Annotated in this window: 15 protein-coding genes; 7 read left to right on the forward strand and 8 right to left on the reverse strand. The window is 74.8% G+C overall.

Going from position 1 to position 16,329, the window contains the following annotated elements; translation table 11 throughout:
- Positions 1 to 187: 187 nt before the first annotated feature.
- The gene (locus tag ACSUPR_RS13700) at positions 188 to 1,288 is read left to right on the forward strand and encodes a WD40/YVTN/BNR-like repeat-containing protein (RefSeq protein ID WP_436891671.1); all 1,101 of its coding nucleotides are present in this window, start codon (positions 188 to 190) and stop codon (positions 1,286 to 1,288) included.
- Between the two features lies 1 nt (position 1,289).
- Positions 1,290 to 1,574 carry a ubiquitin-like small modifier protein 1 gene (locus tag ACSUPR_RS13705; RefSeq protein WP_436891672.1) on the forward strand — a complete coding sequence of 95 codons (285 nt, stop codon included), beginning with the start codon at positions 1,290 to 1,292 and terminating at the stop codon, positions 1,572 to 1,574.
- Positions 1,575 to 1,797: 223 nt separating this feature from the next.
- Here ACSUPR_RS13705 and ACSUPR_RS13710 read toward each other — a convergent pair whose 3' ends face one another.
- On the reverse strand, positions 1,798 to 3,003 hold the full coding sequence (locus ACSUPR_RS13710; protein ID WP_436891673.1) for a DUF418 domain-containing protein: 1,206 nt from the start codon (positions 3,001 to 3,003) through the stop codon (positions 1,798 to 1,800).
- 537 nt (positions 3,004 to 3,540) lie between these two features.
- On the opposite strand from ACSUPR_RS13710, the gene ACSUPR_RS13715 reads away from it, so the two are divergent.
- The 3 genes from ACSUPR_RS13715 to ACSUPR_RS13725 all read left to right on the forward strand — a co-directional run bounded on the left by ACSUPR_RS13715 (position 3,541) and on the right by ACSUPR_RS13725 (position 6,555).
- Positions 3,541 to 4,713, forward strand: coding sequence for a sensor histidine kinase (locus ACSUPR_RS13715; protein WP_436891674.1), 1,173 nt, complete (start codon positions 3,541 to 3,543; stop codon positions 4,711 to 4,713).
- A 52-nt stretch (positions 4,714 to 4,765) separates the two neighbouring features.
- A complete protein-coding gene (locus ACSUPR_RS13720; protein WP_436891675.1) occupies positions 4,766 to 5,404 on the forward strand; it encodes a response regulator transcription factor in 639 nt (212 codons plus the stop codon).
- A gap of 137 nt (positions 5,405 to 5,541) precedes the next feature.
- Entirely contained in the window at positions 5,542 to 6,555 is a 1,014-nt protein-coding gene (locus ACSUPR_RS13725) for a zinc-binding dehydrogenase (RefSeq protein WP_436891676.1), read from the forward strand.
- A gap of 88 nt (positions 6,556 to 6,643) precedes the next feature.
- On the opposite strand, the gene ACSUPR_RS13730 is transcribed toward ACSUPR_RS13725, so the two are convergent.
- The gene (locus ACSUPR_RS13730; protein WP_436891677.1) at positions 6,644 to 8,101 is read right to left on the reverse strand and encodes an SDR family NAD(P)-dependent oxidoreductase; all 1,458 of its coding nucleotides are present in this window, start codon (positions 8,099 to 8,101) and stop codon (positions 6,644 to 6,646) included.
- A 149-nt stretch (positions 8,102 to 8,250) separates the two neighbouring features.
- Between ACSUPR_RS13730 and idi the strand changes: the two genes are divergently transcribed.
- Both idi and ACSUPR_RS13740 read left to right on the forward strand, forming a co-directional pair.
- On the forward strand, positions 8,251 to 8,775 hold the full coding sequence (gene idi, locus ACSUPR_RS13735; RefSeq protein WP_436891678.1) for an isopentenyl-diphosphate Delta-isomerase: 525 nt from the start codon (positions 8,251 to 8,253) through the stop codon (positions 8,773 to 8,775).
- 135 nt (positions 8,776 to 8,910) lie between these two features.
- Complete coding sequence (locus tag ACSUPR_RS13740) at positions 8,911 to 9,615, forward strand: HAD family hydrolase (protein WP_436891679.1); 705 nt, start codon at positions 8,911 to 8,913, stop codon at positions 9,613 to 9,615.
- A gap of 130 nt (positions 9,616 to 9,745) precedes the next feature.
- Here ACSUPR_RS13740 and ACSUPR_RS13745 read toward each other — a convergent pair whose 3' ends face one another.
- From ACSUPR_RS13745 to ACSUPR_RS13770, 6 genes are all read right to left on the reverse strand, one after another.
- Positions 9,746 to 10,060 (reverse strand): DUF6221 family protein, encoded by a 315-nt coding sequence (locus ACSUPR_RS13745; protein WP_436891680.1) that lies wholly within the window; start codon positions 10,058 to 10,060, stop codon positions 9,746 to 9,748.
- A gap of 151 nt (positions 10,061 to 10,211) precedes the next feature.
- Entirely contained in the window at positions 10,212 to 11,057 is an 846-nt protein-coding gene (locus tag ACSUPR_RS13750; protein WP_436891681.1) for a glutamate ABC transporter substrate-binding protein, read from the reverse strand.
- 25 nt (positions 11,058 to 11,082) lie between these two features.
- Positions 11,083 to 12,663 carry a hypothetical protein gene (locus ACSUPR_RS13755; RefSeq protein ID WP_436891682.1) on the reverse strand — a complete coding sequence of 527 codons (1,581 nt, stop codon included), beginning with the start codon at positions 12,661 to 12,663 and terminating at the stop codon, positions 11,083 to 11,085.
- A complete protein-coding gene (locus ACSUPR_RS13760) occupies positions 12,623 to 13,348 on the reverse strand; it encodes an FHA domain-containing protein (protein WP_436891683.1) in 726 nt (241 codons plus the stop codon). Before ACSUPR_RS13760 ends, ACSUPR_RS13755 begins: the two co-directional genes overlap by 41 nt.
- Positions 13,349 to 13,357: 9 nt before the next feature.
- Complete coding sequence (locus ACSUPR_RS13765; RefSeq protein ID WP_436891684.1) at positions 13,358 to 14,704, reverse strand: vWA domain-containing protein; 1,347 nt, start codon at positions 14,702 to 14,704, stop codon at positions 13,358 to 13,360.
- Positions 14,688 to 16,316, reverse strand: coding sequence for a protein phosphatase 2C domain-containing protein (locus ACSUPR_RS13770; RefSeq protein ID WP_436891685.1), 1,629 nt, complete (start codon positions 16,314 to 16,316; stop codon positions 14,688 to 14,690). The genes ACSUPR_RS13765 and ACSUPR_RS13770 overlap by 17 nt, the downstream gene beginning before the upstream one ends.
- Positions 16,317 to 16,329 lie beyond the last annotated feature (13 nt).

Consider the following 16,329-nt stretch of genomic DNA (forward strand, 5'->3'; position numbering starts at 1 on the left):
GGTTATCGCCTCCGCGGGACGGCATTTCCCGGCGGCACCAATTCGCCACCCATGGTAAATCGTTCGGGTTCCTAACTATTGAAGGCTCATAGATGACCGGAACCCCGACGTGTTCCCGATCGCGCCCCTCGTTTGTCCCAGGGCTGTGCGAGAGTGGTGTGATCCGCTTCACGATACGGAGCAGAACATGGCGTATTTACTGGTCATCGGCACGCGCAAAGGCCTCTTCACCGCCGTCGGCGAGGATCGGCGCACATGGGAGGTACGCGGCCCGCACCGCCTCGACAGCGCCGACCACGCGAGCATGAGCGCCGTGTACGCGGTCGGGATCGACCCGCACGACGGACGCATCCTCGTCGGGGCGGAGAGCTCGCACTTCGGCCCGAGCGTCTGGTACAGCGACGACAACGGGGACAGCTGGCACGAGCCGGAGTCCGCGCCGCTGGTCTTCCCCGAGGACACCGGTGCCTCGCTCACCCGTGTCTGGCAGTTCGCGTTCGGGGACGTCCCCGGTGTGGTGCACGCCGGGGTGGAACCGCACGCGCTGTTCCGGTCCGCCGACGGCGGGCAGAGCTTCGAGCTGGTCCGGGCCCTGTGGGACCACCCGCACCGGGCCGACTGGTTCCCGGGCGCGGGCGGCGGGGCGGTGCACACGATCCTGCCCGGGGTGCTGGGCGGCGGCGACCGCTCGCCGGAGGCGATGACCGTGGCCATGTCCACCGGCGGCGTCTACCAGACCCGGGACGACGGCAGGAGCTGGTCCCCGGCCAACCAGGGCATCTCCGCGGTCTTCCTGCCCGAGGACGAACCCGAGTACGGCCAGTGCGTGCACAAGGTGGCGCTGGCCTGCGACGGGTCGATGTACGCCCAGAACCACCACGGGGTCTACCGTTCCGAGCACCCCGCCCGGGAGGGCTGGCAGGCGGTGGAGAAGGGGCTGCCCACCGACTTCGGGTTCGCGATGGTCGCGCATCCCCACCGGCCGGGCACGGCGCTGAACTTCCCGGTGGTCAGCCAGGAGGTGCACCTGCCGCCGGAGCACCGGCTGGGCGTGTACCGCACCGATGACGGCGGCGGCCGGTGGGTTCCGGCCACCGAGGGCCTGCCGGAGGAACCGTACTTCGGCATCGTGCTGCGCGACGGTGCCTGTACCGACGGGGCCGACTCCCCGGGCTTCTACTTCGGCACCCGCAGCGGGGACGTGTACGCGGCCGACGACGGCGGCCCCTGGCACCGGGTGGCCGCGCACCTGCCCGATGTCCTGTGCGTGCGGGCGACGGAGGTGTGAGATGGGCGTGACGGTCCACCTTCCCGGTGTGCTGCGGGCGGACGCCGGGGGTGCCGCCCACCTGCCCGTGGACGTCGGCCCGTCGGCGGTGCTCCGCGACGTGCTGGACGGCCTGGTGTCGGAGTATCCCGGCCTGGACCGGCGCATCCGCGACGAGCAGGGGCGCCTGCGCCGGTACGTCAACGTGTTCGTGGGCAACGAGGAATGCCGTGCCCTGGAGGGGCTGGACACCCCGGTGGAACAGGGCGCCGACATCCGCGTCCTGCCCTCCGTCGCCGGAGGTTGAGCCCCGGTTCCGACGCCCCACCCCGCACGGGGCGGGACGGGGCGTCGGTGTCCTCCCCCGGCCGTCCGGAGGCGCCGCGCCGGGCCCGCTGCGCACCCCGGCCGGCTCCGGGCCGGGCGCCCGGCCCCTGGGTCCGGCACCCCGCCCCCGCAGGAGTACCGGCCACGGCGCCGGGAGGGTCGAGCCCTCCCGCGCCGGGCGCCCGTGCGGAGCGCCGGGAGTGCTACCCGGCCTGCACGGACCGCGGGCGTGGTCGGCGGCGCATCGGCAGCGGGCGCAGGTGGGTGAGCGCGCGCCACACCCACTCCAGCGGCCCGTGGCGGAACCGGGCCGACCACAGGTGGGCGGACACCAGCATCACCGCGAAGTACGCGACGGCCAGCGCATGCTGGGCGAGCATGGGGATCCGCGTCTCCCAGGGGCCCATCACGAGCAGGAACACCGCCGTGCTGCCCAGGTAGACGGTGAGCGTCATCCTCCCCAGCGGGGCGAACACCCCCAGGACCCGGGCCGCACCACGCCGCCTGCGCATCAGCCACCACAGCAGCCCCAGGTAGAACAGCGCGCCGCCCAGGCCCATCAGGGTCCCGGCGAACGAGGTGAGCATCCGCGCGGCGGGGTCCACCACGGGCATCCCGTCGGGACCGGTCACCGGCACCCCGTCGGCACCGAACTCCATGGGGAACACCAGGTCGGAGCCGAGCATCACGGCGATCCCGAGGATCTGCCCGGCCAGGCCGGTCCACACCATGGCCGCGGGCAGCCGGGAGGGCTCTGCGGCCCGGGCGGGGTCCAGCTCGGGCCGCCGGGCCAGCCAGACGCCGACACAGAAGAAACCGAGGGTCTGCGGGACCAGCAGGAGCAGCAGCGCCCAGTCCTCCTGGTGCGGCAGGAGGTTCTCGACGAACGGCGCCGCAGCGAAGCAGGCGGCCGCCGCGGCCGCCGGCCGTCCGCGCCCTCCGGCCAGCAGGACCGGCATCAGCGGCGCCAGGACCAGCGCGGTGACGGAGTAGTGGGTGAGGATGTCCCCGGAGAACACCAGCAGGTGCGGCAGGCCGAACAGCAGGCCGAGGGAGGCGTAGCGGCGCAGCATCAGCGCGAACGGCCGCTCCCCGCGCCCCTCGGCCGCCTTCCAGGCCAGCACCGCCCCGATACCGAGCAGCACCATGAGCATGGCCCGGGCCTTGCCCGACATGAGCAGGGACAGCACCCCGTCCACCGCCGAGGTGACGCCGTCCAGGGGGCGCTCGCCCGAACTCTCGGCGGAGAAGACGACGACGGTCACGTTCATCAGGACCACGCCGATCATCGCCAGCGCCCGTGCGACGTCGAGGAACTCCACCCTCCGCCGCGCCGCGGGCGGACCCTCCGCCGACCCCGACGGGTACACCGCCCCGCTCTCGGCCGTCCCGCTCGTCTCCCCTGCCATCCGACTCCTCCTCGTCGTCCCACCGGACCACCGCGGCCCCGCCGGACACCCCCGCACGCCCCCGGTCTCCACCGCCGCCACGCGCCGTCGGCCGGAGCCGGACCCGCCCCGTCGGCCGCCCGTCGACACACGCCGTCGACACAGGCCCCGGGCGTCTGCACGCAGGACACGGACCGATCCTCCGGACACGGGCGCGCCCGGACGGCCGCCGACACCGACGTCGGCTGTCGGGATGCGGCCTCCGCACCGGGGCGGGTACTCCAGCGGACGGACGGCCCTCGGTCAGGCCGCCGCCCGGGGTGTCGCACAGGGCGCCGACCCCGGGCGGAGATCCGCACGGGGCGGACGGGCCCGCCCGGCGGGGCGTCCCTCCCGGGCGGTCGGCCGGATCGATCAGGGGTGTCCGTCGGCGCACGGTGCGCCGACCTTTTCCAGGGTGGTCTCCGGGGCCGGGCGGCCGCATCGGCTGAAAGGGCGGTCCCCGCCCTCGTTCTTTCGGCCGAGGGCGGGAAGGGGGGCGCGGCCTACGCTGGGGGCATGGGGCTGAACAGGATCGTCGAAGCACTCGGCGGCCCCCTCCGGGACGGGGTCGTCCGGGGCGGGGCCGCGGCCGTGCTCGCGCTCGCCGTCGCCGCGGACCTGCTGGCCGTGCGCAGCGGGCTCGCGGTGGCCGACTGGCCGGGGCCGCCGCACGGGCCGTGGGAGTGGCTGCCCGCGGCCTCGGGCGCCGTGGCCTCGGGAGCCGCGCTGCTCGCGCTGCGGCCGCGTGCCGGGAGCGCCGTCACCGGTGCGGCCGCGCTGGCCGTCCCGCTGGTGGTGGCGGCCGCGTCGCTGGCGCTGTGGCCACAGCCCAAGGGGATGTTCGGCTACCCCGTGGCCGTCTCCGAGGCGCTCGCCCTGCTGCTGGCCCTGGCCGTCGCGGCGCTGCGCTGCGACGCCCGCTGGATCGGGGCGGTGTCGGCGGCGGCCTTCCTGGCCGCCGCCTCCGACCGGCTCCGCGAGGGGGCGGGCGACTCGCTCACCTCGGCCCTGCTGCTGGTCGTCGCGGGCCTGGCCCCCGGTCTGTACCTGCGGTGGCGCCGGTACCAGCGGGAGTACCACGTGGAGCGGGCGAGGGCCCAGGAGCGGCTGGCGGTCGCCCGAGACCTGCACGACGTGGTGGCCCACGAGGTCACCGGGATCGTCGTCCAGGCCCAGGCGCTGCGCCGGATCGCCGACGCCCGGCCCGAGGCCGCGGTGCGGGCCCTGCCGGAGATCGAGGCCTCGGGGGCGCGCGCCCTGGAGGCGATGCGCTCCCTGGTGTCGCGGCTGCGCGAGCCCGGCGAGGCGCCGCCGGTGCCGGACGCGGAGGAGGGCCTGGCCCGGCTGGCGGGCTCCGCGGGCGGACCGGAGGTGGCGGTCCGGGTGGAGGGCTCCCTGGCCGGGCTGGCGCCCGAGGTGGGCACCGCGCTGGTGCGGATCGCCCAGGAGGCGGTCACCAACGCCCGGCGCCACGCGCGCGGCGCCACCCGGGTGTCGGTCGAGGTGGAGGCCGGGGACGGGGTGCGCATGTCGGTGCTCGACGACGGCCGCGGGTCGGGCGGGGCGGGCGGCTTCGGCCTGGTGGGCATGGCGGAGCGGGCCCGGCTGCTGGGCGGTGAGCTGACCGCCGGGCCGGGCCGGGACGGCTGGGAGGTGCGCGTCCGGCTCCCGGAAAAGCCCTGTGGATGACCGCCGGGGCGGCCCCGGGCCGGGCACAGTGGAGGTGGAACGGGGGTGCCGGATGGCGATCAGGGTCCTGCTGGCCGACGACCAGCAGATGGTGCGGACGGGGTTCCGCTACATGTTGGAGGCCGAGGGGGACATCGAGGTCGTCGGCGAGACCGGGGACGGCCTGGAGGCGGTCCGGCTCGCCCGGGAGCAGCGCCCCGACGTGGTCCTCATGGACATCCGCATGCCGGGGATCGACGGACTGGAGGCCACCCGGCGGCTGGCGGCCGATCCGGTCAAGGTGGTCGTGGTGACGACCTTCGGCCTGGACGAGTACGTCAACTCCGCACTGGCCTCGGGCGCCGTCGGCTTCCTGCTCAAGGACGCGGGCGCCGCGCTGCTGGTGGAGGCGGTGCGGGCCGCCGTCCGCGGGGACGCGCTGATATCACCGGAGATCACCGTCCGGTTGATCCGGCACTTCGCCTCCGGGGGCCGCCCGGTCCGGGTCCGCGACGACGGCGGGCTCACCCCGCGGGAGCTGGAGATCGCCCGGACGGTGGCGCTGGGCCGGACCAACACCGAGATCGCCGCGCTGCTGCACGTCACGGTGAGCACGGTCAAGACCCACCTGGCCAGCATCCAGGCCAAGCTGGGCACCCGCAACCGCACCGAGCTGGTCGCCTGGGCCTTCCGCAACGGCCACGTGGAGTGAGCCCTCCTTTGACGAAACCCTGACCCGCCGCGCGGTCTCCTCTGGTCCCCGCTGGACCCGCCTCCACGCAGGATCATGGGGAGCACCCCCGGAACCCCGGGGAAAGAGGACGATCACGGCTCCTGTGAGGCTCTGTCATGGCGATGATGCGCGCTGCCCGACTCAATGTGCGGACCAAGACCCTGGAGGTCAAGGAGGTTCCCCGACCGGTGCCCGGGCGCGGCCAGGTCCTGGTGCGGGTGAAGGCCGCGGGGGTGTGCCTGTCCGACGTGCACCTCATCGACGGCACGCTCAGCCCGCTCTACCTGGAGGGCGACGAGGTCACCCTGGGCCACGAGGTGGCGGGGGTGGTCGAGGAGCTCGGCCCGGAGGTCGTCGAGACCGGGGTGGGCGAACGGGTGGCGCTCCAGGCGGGCCAGATCGACCACCACGGCCGGGTGCTCACCCGGGGTGTGGACTACGACGGCGGCTGGGCGGAGTACGCGCTCGCCGACGAGGAGACCCTGGTGCCCATCCCGGACGAGCTGCCCTTCGACCAGGCGGCGATCATCCCCGACGCGGTGTCCACCCCGTGGGCGGCGGTCACCTCCACCGGTGACGTCGGTCCGGCCGAGGCGGTCGCCGTGTGGGGGGTGGGCGGTCTGGGCGCCCACGCGGTGAAGCTGCTGCGCCTGGTGGGCGCGGCGCCGATCATCGCCGCCGACCCGGACCCGCAGGCCCGGGAGCGGGCGCTGGCCTTCGGCGCCGACACGGCCCTGGACTCCACCGCCCCGGACTTCCTGGCGAGGATCGGTGAGCTCACCGACGGCCACGGGCTGGCGGTGGCGTTCGACTTCGCGGGGGTCCCGGTGGTGCGCGAACAGGCTCTCCAGGTCCTCGGCGAGCACGGCCGCCTGGTCCTGGTGGGCCTCACCGACAAGCCCCTGGAGGTCAGGGACGGCACCCGGTTCAGCTACCTCAAGCAGCAGATCCTGGGCCACTACGGCTCGGAACCCGAGCACGTGGTCCAGCTGGTGCAGCTGGTCCGGGCGGGACGGCTGGACTTCTCCGCCTCGATCAGCGGCACCTTCCCGCTGGAGGAGGCACCGGCCGCGGTGGAGCGGTTGGAGAAGCGCATCGGCTCCCCGGTCCGCCTCGTCCTGGAGCCCTAGCGGGACCGGCCCGGAAGGCCGCCGACCCCGCCGGGTCCCCTGGCCCGGCCCCGGCCCGCCGCCGGGCGGGCGGGGGCCGGCCGCCGGTTCACCAGGCGGCGGGGGCGTAGTCCTTGAGGAAGCAGCCGTGCACGTCCTCGCCGAGCTCGCCCCGGACGATGGGGTCGTACACGCGCGCCGCCCCGTCCTCCAGGTCCAGGGGGGCGTGGAAGCCCGCCTCGGCCATCCGCTCCTTGTCGGGGTGGGGCCGCTCGTCGGTGATCCACCCGGTGTCGACGCTGGTCATGAGGATGCCGTCGGCCTCCAGCATCTCCTGGGCGCTGGTGCGGGTGAGCATGTTCAGCGCCGCCTTGGCCATGTTGGTGTGCGGGTGGCCCGGCCCCTTGTAGCCGCGGCCGAACACCCCCTCCATGGCGGACACGTTGACGATGTAGGTGCGCCGTGCGGGCGAGGCGGCCAGCGCCGGGCGCAGCCGGTCCACCAGGAGGAACGGCGCGGTGACGTTGCACAGCTGCACCTCGAGCATCTCGACGGGCTCGATGTCGCCGATCCGGTCGGTCCAGCTGTTGTCGGCGGCCAGGTCGGGGAGCAGCCCGCCGGCGTCGACGGCGGTCCCCGCCCGCACCCGCTCCATCGAGGCCGACCCGGTGGTGAGCGCCAGCGAGGTGAGCAGCTCCGGGGTGAGGGCGTTGCCGTCGAGGGCGGCGGAGGACTCCAGGGCACGCGGGCCCACCCCGCCCAGGACGAGCGGCCGCGGCAGGTGGTCGCCGGCCAGGGGGTGGGCCTCGGCCTCGATGAGCGGTCCGTAGGAGGCCGGGGAGCGGCGCACGGTCTGGGCGGCGTTGTTGATGAGGATGTCGAGCGGCCCCTGGGCGGCCACCTCGTCGGCCAGGCGCAGTACCTGGGCGGGGTCGCGCAGGTCGATGCCGACGACGCGCAGCCGGTGCAGCCACCGGTCGCTGTCGGGCATCGCGGCGAAACGGCGGACGGCGTCGTTGGGGAACCGGGTGGTGACGGTGGTGTGCGCCCCGTCGCGCAGCAGCCGCAGCGCGATGTACATGCCGATCTTGGCTCGGCCGCCGGTGAGCAGGGCCCGCCGCCCGGTGAGGTCGGTGCGGGCGTGGCGGCGCTCCCTGTTGAACGCGGCGCAGGCCGGGCACAGCTGGTGGTAGAACGCGTCGACCTCGCGGTACCTGTCCTTGCAGATGTAGCACGCGCGCGCCTTGCGCAGCACCCCGGCGAGCTCCCCGGCGGCGCCGCTGCTGAGCGCCCGCCCGTTGGTCTCGTCGTCGATGCGGTCGGGGGCCGCGGTGGCGGTCGCGGCGAGCACCGCGTCGTCGTGGGCCTTGCGGGCCTCGCGGCGCTCCCTGCGGCGGGTCTCCTTGACGGTCTTGAACAGCTTGGCGCTGGCCCGCTGGAGCGTGAGGGAGTCGGGGTGGTCGCTGGGCAGGGCCCCGACCCGGGCGATCACGTCCAGGCACACCCGCATCTGCTCGGGGTCGATGGATCCGGCCTCCTCGGCGGCCACCGTGTTCGTCTCCGTCATCCGCTCACTCCACTGGACGTCCTGCCGGGCGCGACTCTTCGCCCAGAGGAACCTTATGCGCACGAAACGGTGTCCGGGACGGGCGACCATGGAGAGGCACAGGTGACGCGGGGTGTCCCGCGGATAGGGGGAGTCCAGTGATCCGACCGATGAGCGCCGAGCCCGAGCTCGTGGTCCTGCTCGACGACGACCACCGGCCGGTGGGCACGGCCGACAAGGCGACGGTGCACACCGCCGAAACCCCGCTGCACCTGGCGTTCTCCTGTTATGTCCGGGACGGCGCGGGGCGGGTCCTGCTGACCCGACGGGCCCTGGACAAGACGACCTGGCCGGGGGTGTGGACGAACGCCTGCTGCGGCCACCCGGCACCGGGCGAGGGCCTGGAGGAGGCGGTGCGCCGCAGGGTGGGCCAGGAGCTGGGTCTGTCCCTGTCCGAGGTGCGCCCGGCGCTGCCGGACTTCCGGTACCGGGCGGTGTCGGCCGAGGGGATCGTGGAGAACGAGTTCTGCCCGGTGTTCTGGGCCCTCGCCGAGGGTGACCCGGACCCGGACCCGGCGGAGGTGGCCGAGTACGCCTGGGCGGGCTGGGACGACGTGGTGGCGGTGGCCGGGCGCGCCCCGTGGCTGCTCAGCCCGTGGGCGGTGGAGCAGATCCCCCTTCTCGACCGGCTCTGACCGCCCGCCCGGGCCCGACCCGCCCGGTCCGGACCGGCTCCGGCCGTTCCCGGCCGCCGGATGCCGCGCCGGGGGCCCGGGATCGGGGTAGGACTCCGCTCGGCACGTCCCTCCTCTCCCCATGGAGTCGCAACGATGTCCTCCGTTCCCCCGGGCCGGTCCGCGCGTCCGGCCGTGGTCGCCTTCGACGTCCTGGACACCCTGTTCCCCCTGGCCCCGCTGGAGTGGCGTTTCCGGGAGGCGGGCATCCCGCGGGTCCTGATGGGCCGCTGGGCCGACCACCTGTCGCGGGACGTGTTCGCGCTGGCGCTGGCGGACGGCGGCCGCTCCTTCGAGGACGTGGTGCGCAACGCGCTGCGCGATGTCACGGGCCACCAGATCGCCCCGGCCGCGGAGGACGCGATCGTGGACGGGATGTCGGAACTGGAGCCGCGCCGGGAGGCGGCCGCGGCCCTGACCGCGGTGCGCGAGGCGGGTCTGCGGGCGGTGGCGTTCGGCAACGCGGACCCGGCCCCCACCCTGGAGCTGATGGAACGGGCGGGCCTGGGTGGACTGGTGGAGGGGGCCGTGGGCGGCGGCCCGGGCCGGGCCTGGAAGCCCTCCCCGGAGGCCTACCGGGCGGCGGCGCGCTCCCTGGGCGTGGCGCCGGATCGGCTCGCGCTGGTGACGGCGCACGGCTGGGACGTGGCGGGGGCGTCCCGGGCGGGACTGGTGACGGGCTGGTCGGCGCACCTGGAGGGGCGGTTCCCCTCGGTGTTCGGCGCCCCGGACGCGACGGGGGCCGACCTGGTGGAGACCGTGGCGGCGCTGCCGGGGCTGGCGGAGCCCGGGCTCCCCTGACGGCCCGCCGCCCGTGGGGGCTCCCGCCCGGGGCGCCGGGCGGCCCGGGTGTGCTCCGTGGCGCCGCCCCGTCCCGGCGCGGGGCCGCACGGGAACGCCGGGGACCCCGCGGGTCTCACGCCGGGCGGGGTCAGTCCTCCCAGGAGCGGTCGTACTGGGGGTGGGCCCGGTAGACGGCGGCCAGGTACTTCACGGCCAGCCTCCATGCCAGAAGCTCGGACCAGGGGTCCTCGCCCTGGCGGACGGGGGCGGGGGCGGCCCCGGCGGGCGCAGGCCGGAGGCTGCGCATACTGGCGTGGTGGGCCTGCGTGTACCCCTGGACGATCTTGCGCTTGGCGGCGACTTCGGCCAACGCCCGGTCCCGGCCGCGTGCTCCCACGGGTACGGCCTTCGACGCGCGTTCGTCCTCGTCCAGGCGCGCGTTCAGGAACTCGACGATGGTCAACGGACAACTCCTATCCTGAGCCCCCAATGCCTTACATAAGGGTCAGTATCTGCCATATCCCCCGGTCGAGCCACCACACGCCGACCTCCCCCGATCTCGCCGGACGCACCGGTGGGAGCGGCACCGCCGCTCCCACCCGTCCTTCTCCGACTCAGTCGCAGCCCTCGAACTGGGGCACGCTGTACACCATCTCCAGGTCGGTCTCCCCGAACCAGCGGTCGAGCATCCGGGCGGCGTCGCCCTCCTGGTACATGCGGCTGATCGCCTTGTTCACCGCCTCGCAGGCCTCGATGTCGCCGTACGGCAGGCCCACACCGTACTTCTCGTCGGTGAACGGGTTGTTGACGAACCGGAACGCGCCGGGGCTCTGGGCGAGGAATCCGGCCAGGATCAGGTTGTCGGTGGAGACCGCGTCGACCCGCCCGGCACTCAGCTGCTCGATGCAGTCGCTGTAGGTCTCCCCCTCCACCTGCTCCACCGGGATGCCCAGGCCCTCGGTGATGCGGGCCGCGGAGTTGGACCCCGCGCCCTGGCACACCGACATGCCCTCCAGGTCGCGCACGCCCCGGATCTCGGTGGCGTCGGCGCTCACCAGGACGTCCTGCTTGGCCACGTAGTAGGGGCCACCGAAGGTCACCCGGGTCTTGCGCTCGGGGGTGATGGAGTAGGTCGCCACGACCATGTCCACCTCGCCGCTGATCAGCTTCTCCTCCCGCTCGGCGGAGGTGACGCCCACGAACTCGACCTTTTCCCGGGGGATACCGAGCCGCTCCGCGATGTAGAGGGCCACGTCGACGTCGAAGCCCTCGAACTCGCCGCTGCCCTCCGCGGTCTCCAGTCCCAGCCCGGGCTGGTCCGCCTTGACGCCCACGGTGAGCGTGTCCGCGTCGACCAGCGACTCCTCCCCGCCCAGCACCGCCGAACAGGCGGGCAGCACGAACACCGCCGCGGCGGCCAGGGCGGCCGCGGCGGCGACGCGACGGTGTCGGAACCTCATCGGCCTTTTCCTTGTCTCTCGGGGGTCAGCGGTACTCGGCCAGGCGGGGGCGCACGCCGAGGGCGACGAGCACGAGCAGCAGCAGCGCGCCGGCCGGCAGCAGCCAGGTCCACGGGGCCAGCGCCGCGTCACCGCGCCGGATGCCCTGGGCGAACTCCTTCTCGTGCACCTCGATGAGGCCGCCGAGCGCCTCCTCGTAGGCGGCGAAGGTGCCGTTCTCGGAGTGGGCGACGTTCATCCGGATGTCGATGGCCGCCCCGGTGTCCCCGCCGCGCACCTCCTCGCGCAGCTCCCGGTCCTGCGTCTGGAGCTCGTTGTAGGCCTCCAGCACCTGTGCCAGCCGCCCCTCCTGCCCCGGCAGGAGCGCGTCGTGCGCCCGCTGCCCCAGGTAGCCGAGGGTGCCGGGGTCGTCGCCGTCGGCCCCGTCCGCTCCGGGCGGCTCCGGGTAGGAGGCGGCCACCTCGTCGATGGCCGCGTAGTAGTCGGCCAGGTTGCTCACCGGACGGAACAGCACCTGCTGGGACCGCTCCAGGTACACCTGCTGGTAGTTGTCGGCCTGTTCCGGGTCCAGCAGGTAGCGGCTCTGGTCGGCCTGCATGTCGGTGGCGATCGCCCCGCCACGGGCCAGCGACATCGCCGCGTCCAGGCCCTCCTCCTTGGCCTCGCGCTGGTGCCCGCCGCTGGTGACCAGCGCCAGGACCACCCCGGCGGTGAGGGCCACGGTGACCGCGGAGGCGCCGATCAGGGGCAGGTTGAACCGGCGGCGGAACTTCGTCCGCAGGTACACCTGGAGGGCGAGCAGCGACAGCAGGACGACCGCGCCGGCACCGCCGACCCACAGCAGGCCCAGGGTGACCGCGGCCTGGCCGTCCTCGTGGTTGGCGCGCACGATCGCGGAGGAGTCCAGCCCGAGGTTGAACGCCTTGGGCAGCAGCTCGGTGTGCATCATCCGGGTGGCCGCCCGGTACGACTCCAGGGCCTGCCCGTCCACCTCCCCGGGCGCGGCCCCGGCCTCGTCGTTGCGCAGCAGGGCCTCGGTGACGAGCCGCTCGTAGGCCCCCAGCCCGTCCAGGACCTCCTCGACGTTGCGCTGTTCCACGGTGTCGCCCTCGGTGAGCGACGCCGCCTGGAGCAGTGCCTCGTTGGCCTGCTCCCGGCTGGCCTCGTACTGGGCCAGGGCGTCCTCGCGCCCCGAACCGAGGCCGTGGTCGGTGCCCATGAGCAGCACGTCGGCGATGCGGGCGTCCATGTCGGCCAGCGACAGGTACAGCTCTGTGGTGGCCATGGCCTGCGGTCCGGCGCCGCGGCCGAGCACGTTCAGGCCGCTGCGGGCCTGGTCGAGGGTCTGGGCGGCGGAGGCGAACAGGCCGACGGCCGCCGCGGCGCTCACCAGGGTCAGCAGCCACACCCGGGCCGGGGTGGTGGCCGACCACCGCCGCAGCCGGGACCACCCGTCACGGGCGTAGGTCCCGGTGCGGCCGCCCCTGGCGGGCGGACCGGGCTCCGCCGGTCCGGTGGAGCGGTCCGGCTCCGCCGGGGCGGTGGAGGAGGGAATCAACGGGGGCTCACCCCTTCTGGAGGATGATGACGGTCCATGCACCGACATAGATCCGGTCGCTGTCGTTCAGGGGGACCTCCACGTTGTGGGCGACCGGGTTGTCGGTCCCGTTGATCGTGGTCCCGTTGGTCGACCCGGGGTCGACCAGTGCCCAGGTGCCGCCGGGACGGGAGACCAGGATCGCGTGGATGTGGGAGATCGCCGGGTCCCCGCCGGGGCCGCCCAGGTCGATCTCGGGGGTGAACCCCCGGGAGGTGCTGGCCCGCCCGATGTGCACCCGCTCCCCCGTCAGCTCCACCCGGCGGGGCTGGATGGTCGACGGGAAGGGGATGCGGGCGGGGTCGAGCATGCCCTGGTTCACCATGTACTGGTAGTAGGCGGGGTCGGCCGTGACGGTGGCCCGCCAGCCCACCCGGATCCCCGACGGGTCGCTGCCCGGGGCCCGGCGCTGGTGGGAGGCGAAGTCGTAGCCGCATTCCTCGCAGAACCGCCCGGTCCTGGGAGTCGAGCACTCCGGGCAGGGGCCGCCGCGGGGAGCGCCGGAGGACCGCCGCGGCGGGGGCGCGTGCGGCGGCCGGTTCGGCTGGGGGACATGGGCGGTCGGCGGCGTGTGCGCGGGCGACGGCTCCTGCGACCAGGCCGGTGGCGCGGGCTCGTACGCCTGGAGGCGCAGTCCGCACACGTCGCAGAAGTCGGTCGCCGTGGAGTGGTGCCCGGAGGGGCAACTCGGCATGGGTCCCTCCTACCCGGGTCCGGGGGCGCCGTCGTCCGGTCCCGAGGGGCGGGGCCGGGTCCGAACGGTCCGGGTCGAGTTGGTGTCCAGTGTCATCTCGTCGATCTTTTCGACTCCGGGGCGGAGCCGGACGGTTCCGGTCACCGGGTCCAGGACGTCGACCACCTTCCTGAGGAGCCTGGCGGTCTCTTCGTTGCCCGACTCGTCCGCGAGCGCGACGGCCCGCCCCAGCCGCGTCGTCGCGGTGTCGTCGTCCCCCGCGCGCCGGGCCTCCAGCCCGTCCTGAATGGCCTGGGCCAGCTCCACCTGACCCGTGTAGTGGGCCACCCGGGGGTTGATCTCGGTGACCCTGTTCTCGTCCGCCGTCCACTCCGCGAGGATGTTCCCGGAGGCCAGGATCTCGTCCTGGGCCGCGTCGGCGCCGGGGAGCACCACGCGCACCCACCCGGCGCGCAGCTGGCGCCCGGGATCGCCCGGGGGGACCTCCACGCAGATGTGGTAGTCGCGGTTCTCCGTACCCCAGGAACCGGTGGGGTAGTCCTTGGACCGGGCCGCGCGCTCGGTCCCGCGGTCGGTGAGGTCCCGGACGGTGGGGGCGACCTGCTTCACGTACCGCACCACGGCGTGCTCGGGCGTCCACAGCCGCAGCACCACGTCGGCGACGGCCTTGCCCATGGAGGCCCGCGCCATCGCCCGGAAGTCGTCGGCCATGTCGGCGGGGTCGGCGATGATGCCGGGGCCGCCGCCGAGCAGCGCGGAGTCGATCTTTCGGAGTTCCTCGACCTTCCAGTCGGTGCCCACCCCGCGGCAGTCGCAGACGAAGCTCCCGGCGAGCCTGCGCAGGGTCCTGTCGAAGTCCGAGGCGACCTCGTTGTTCTGCCCGTCGGTGAGCAGGATGGCGTGCTTGACCCCGCCGTCGACGGTGGCGAACAGCTCGGCGGCCCGGGTGAGCCAGGCTCCCATCCGGGTGCCGCCGTCGGCGCGCAGGCGGCCGACCGCCGCCGTGGCCTCGGCCCGGGTGGAGGCGTCGACGGTCGCCGGGACGTCCCCGGAGGGGTAGATCATCTCGGCCTGCCGGTGCCCTGCGACCACCGCGAAGCGCACACCGTCGCGCAGGGCCTCGATGGCGGCGCGGGCGGCCTGCTTGGCGGCGTTGATCTTCTCTCCGTACATGGAGCCGGAGGTGTCGATGATGATCAGCTCCGTCGCCCGCACGTCCGCGCCGACCACGACCGGGCCGGTGGAGGCGACGCTGACGACCGCGTGCACCTCCCGCCCGCCCAAGGGGAGGAACCGGTTCTGGTCGACCTCCACACGGAACTCCGGCCCGGTGGAGCGTTCAGCCCTGCTCGGCACGGGGACCCCCTGTCGGCACCGGAACGACGACCACGGTGATGTTGTCCTTGCCGCCCCCTTCGAGGGCGAGGCGGACGTAGGTGCGGGCGGCCTCCAGGGGGCGGGCGCCCGCCCCGGGCACCGCCTCGGCCAGGGCCTGCGCCTCGGGGTAGTAGTTCCACAGGCCGTCGCTGCACAGCAGGACGGCCCCCGGCCCGGTGGGTGCGACGGTGGAGATGTGCGCGTCGATCTCGCCGGAGTCGGCGCCCATCCACGCGATGAGGGCGTGTGCGTTGGCGGAGCGCATCGCCTCCTCCCGGGACAGCGCGCCCATCTGCACCATCGCCTCACTCCAGGAGTCGTCCCTGGTGAGCAGTGCCGAACCGCTGGAGGCCGGCCCCCCGGAGAGCCAGTAGGCACGGCTGTCGCCGACCCAGCCGACGGTGACGGTGCCCGCGGCGGGGTCCACCACGGCCGAGACAAAGGTGCAGGCGGGTGCCGAACTCGGGGACTCGGCGATGGCGGCGACGGCCTCGGCCGCCCGGGTCATGGCCACTCCGGTGGCCTCGCGGGCGTCGACGCCGCGCCGTATCTGCTCGGCCAGGACGGTCGCACCGGTCTCGGCGGTGACCCGGGAGGCCTCGTCCGAGCGGGGCGAGCTGGAGACGCCGTCGCAGACCACGGCGCACACCACGCCGGGGGCGTGCGGGGAGTCGTCGGGGACGACCCGGATGGCCATGGCGTCCTCGTTGCGCCGGTGTCTGAGCCCGCGGTCGCTGACCCCGACGGCGGCGCGGGCGCGCACCTCGACGTGGTCGCGGCCGGTGGGCTGGAGGAACCCGCACTGCTCGCAGTAGCCGTCGACGACCCGGCCGGGGCACCAGACGCACAGGTCCGGGTTGGTGGGCTGGACGGGGCCGGAGGCGGCGGGCGGGGGCCAGCCGGGGGCGGCCGACGCGGGGGCGGCCGGTGCGGGGGCCGGCCGGGGCGGCTGCGGGTCGCGGCGGACGGGCTGGGTGGCCAGCGAGTCGATGGCGTCCCAGTCGTCGTCCACGGCGAGGCTGTCGGTGAGGGAGCGGCCAGGGCCCTGGGGGGCGCCGGCGGGCGGTGCGCCGGGCACCGGTGCGCCCGGAGGGGCCGCGGCGGGCCCCTCGCCCGGCGGACGCGTGGCACCGGACGGCGCCCCCGAGCCGGGCGCGGAACCGGACGGGGCGCCCGACGGACGCGTGGCACCGGACGGGGAGCCGCCGGAGCGCGCGGTCGCGTCCGAGGGGATGACCCCCGCGACCGTGACGTCGGCCGGGTTGACGGTGCGGTAGACGCCCTGGGGGTTGGGCTCCTCCCGGGCGGTCCGGCCCGAGGGCGTCGGAGCCGGGGGCGCGGCCTCGGAGGGCTCCGGCCCCCGCCCCTCGTACCGTTCGGCGCCGTACAGGCTCACCTGGGGGGCCGTGGGCCCGCCGTCCGCCGGGACCAGGCCGGGCGCGGCCGGGCCGGGGCCGGTCGGGACCGTGTCCGGGTTCTCCGCCGCGGCCCGCCTCACCTCCTCGGGCAGGGGGTGTCCGCAACGCTCGCAGTAGGCGTCGCCCGCGGACACCTTGTCGGCGCACCCCGGGCAGGTCCGCACCATCGTCATCGCTGTTCCTTCG

This window comes from Nocardiopsis dassonvillei, from assembly GCF_964273065.1.
Classification (GTDB): Bacteria; Actinomycetota; Actinomycetes; order Streptosporangiales; family Streptosporangiaceae; genus Nocardiopsis; species Nocardiopsis dassonvillei_B.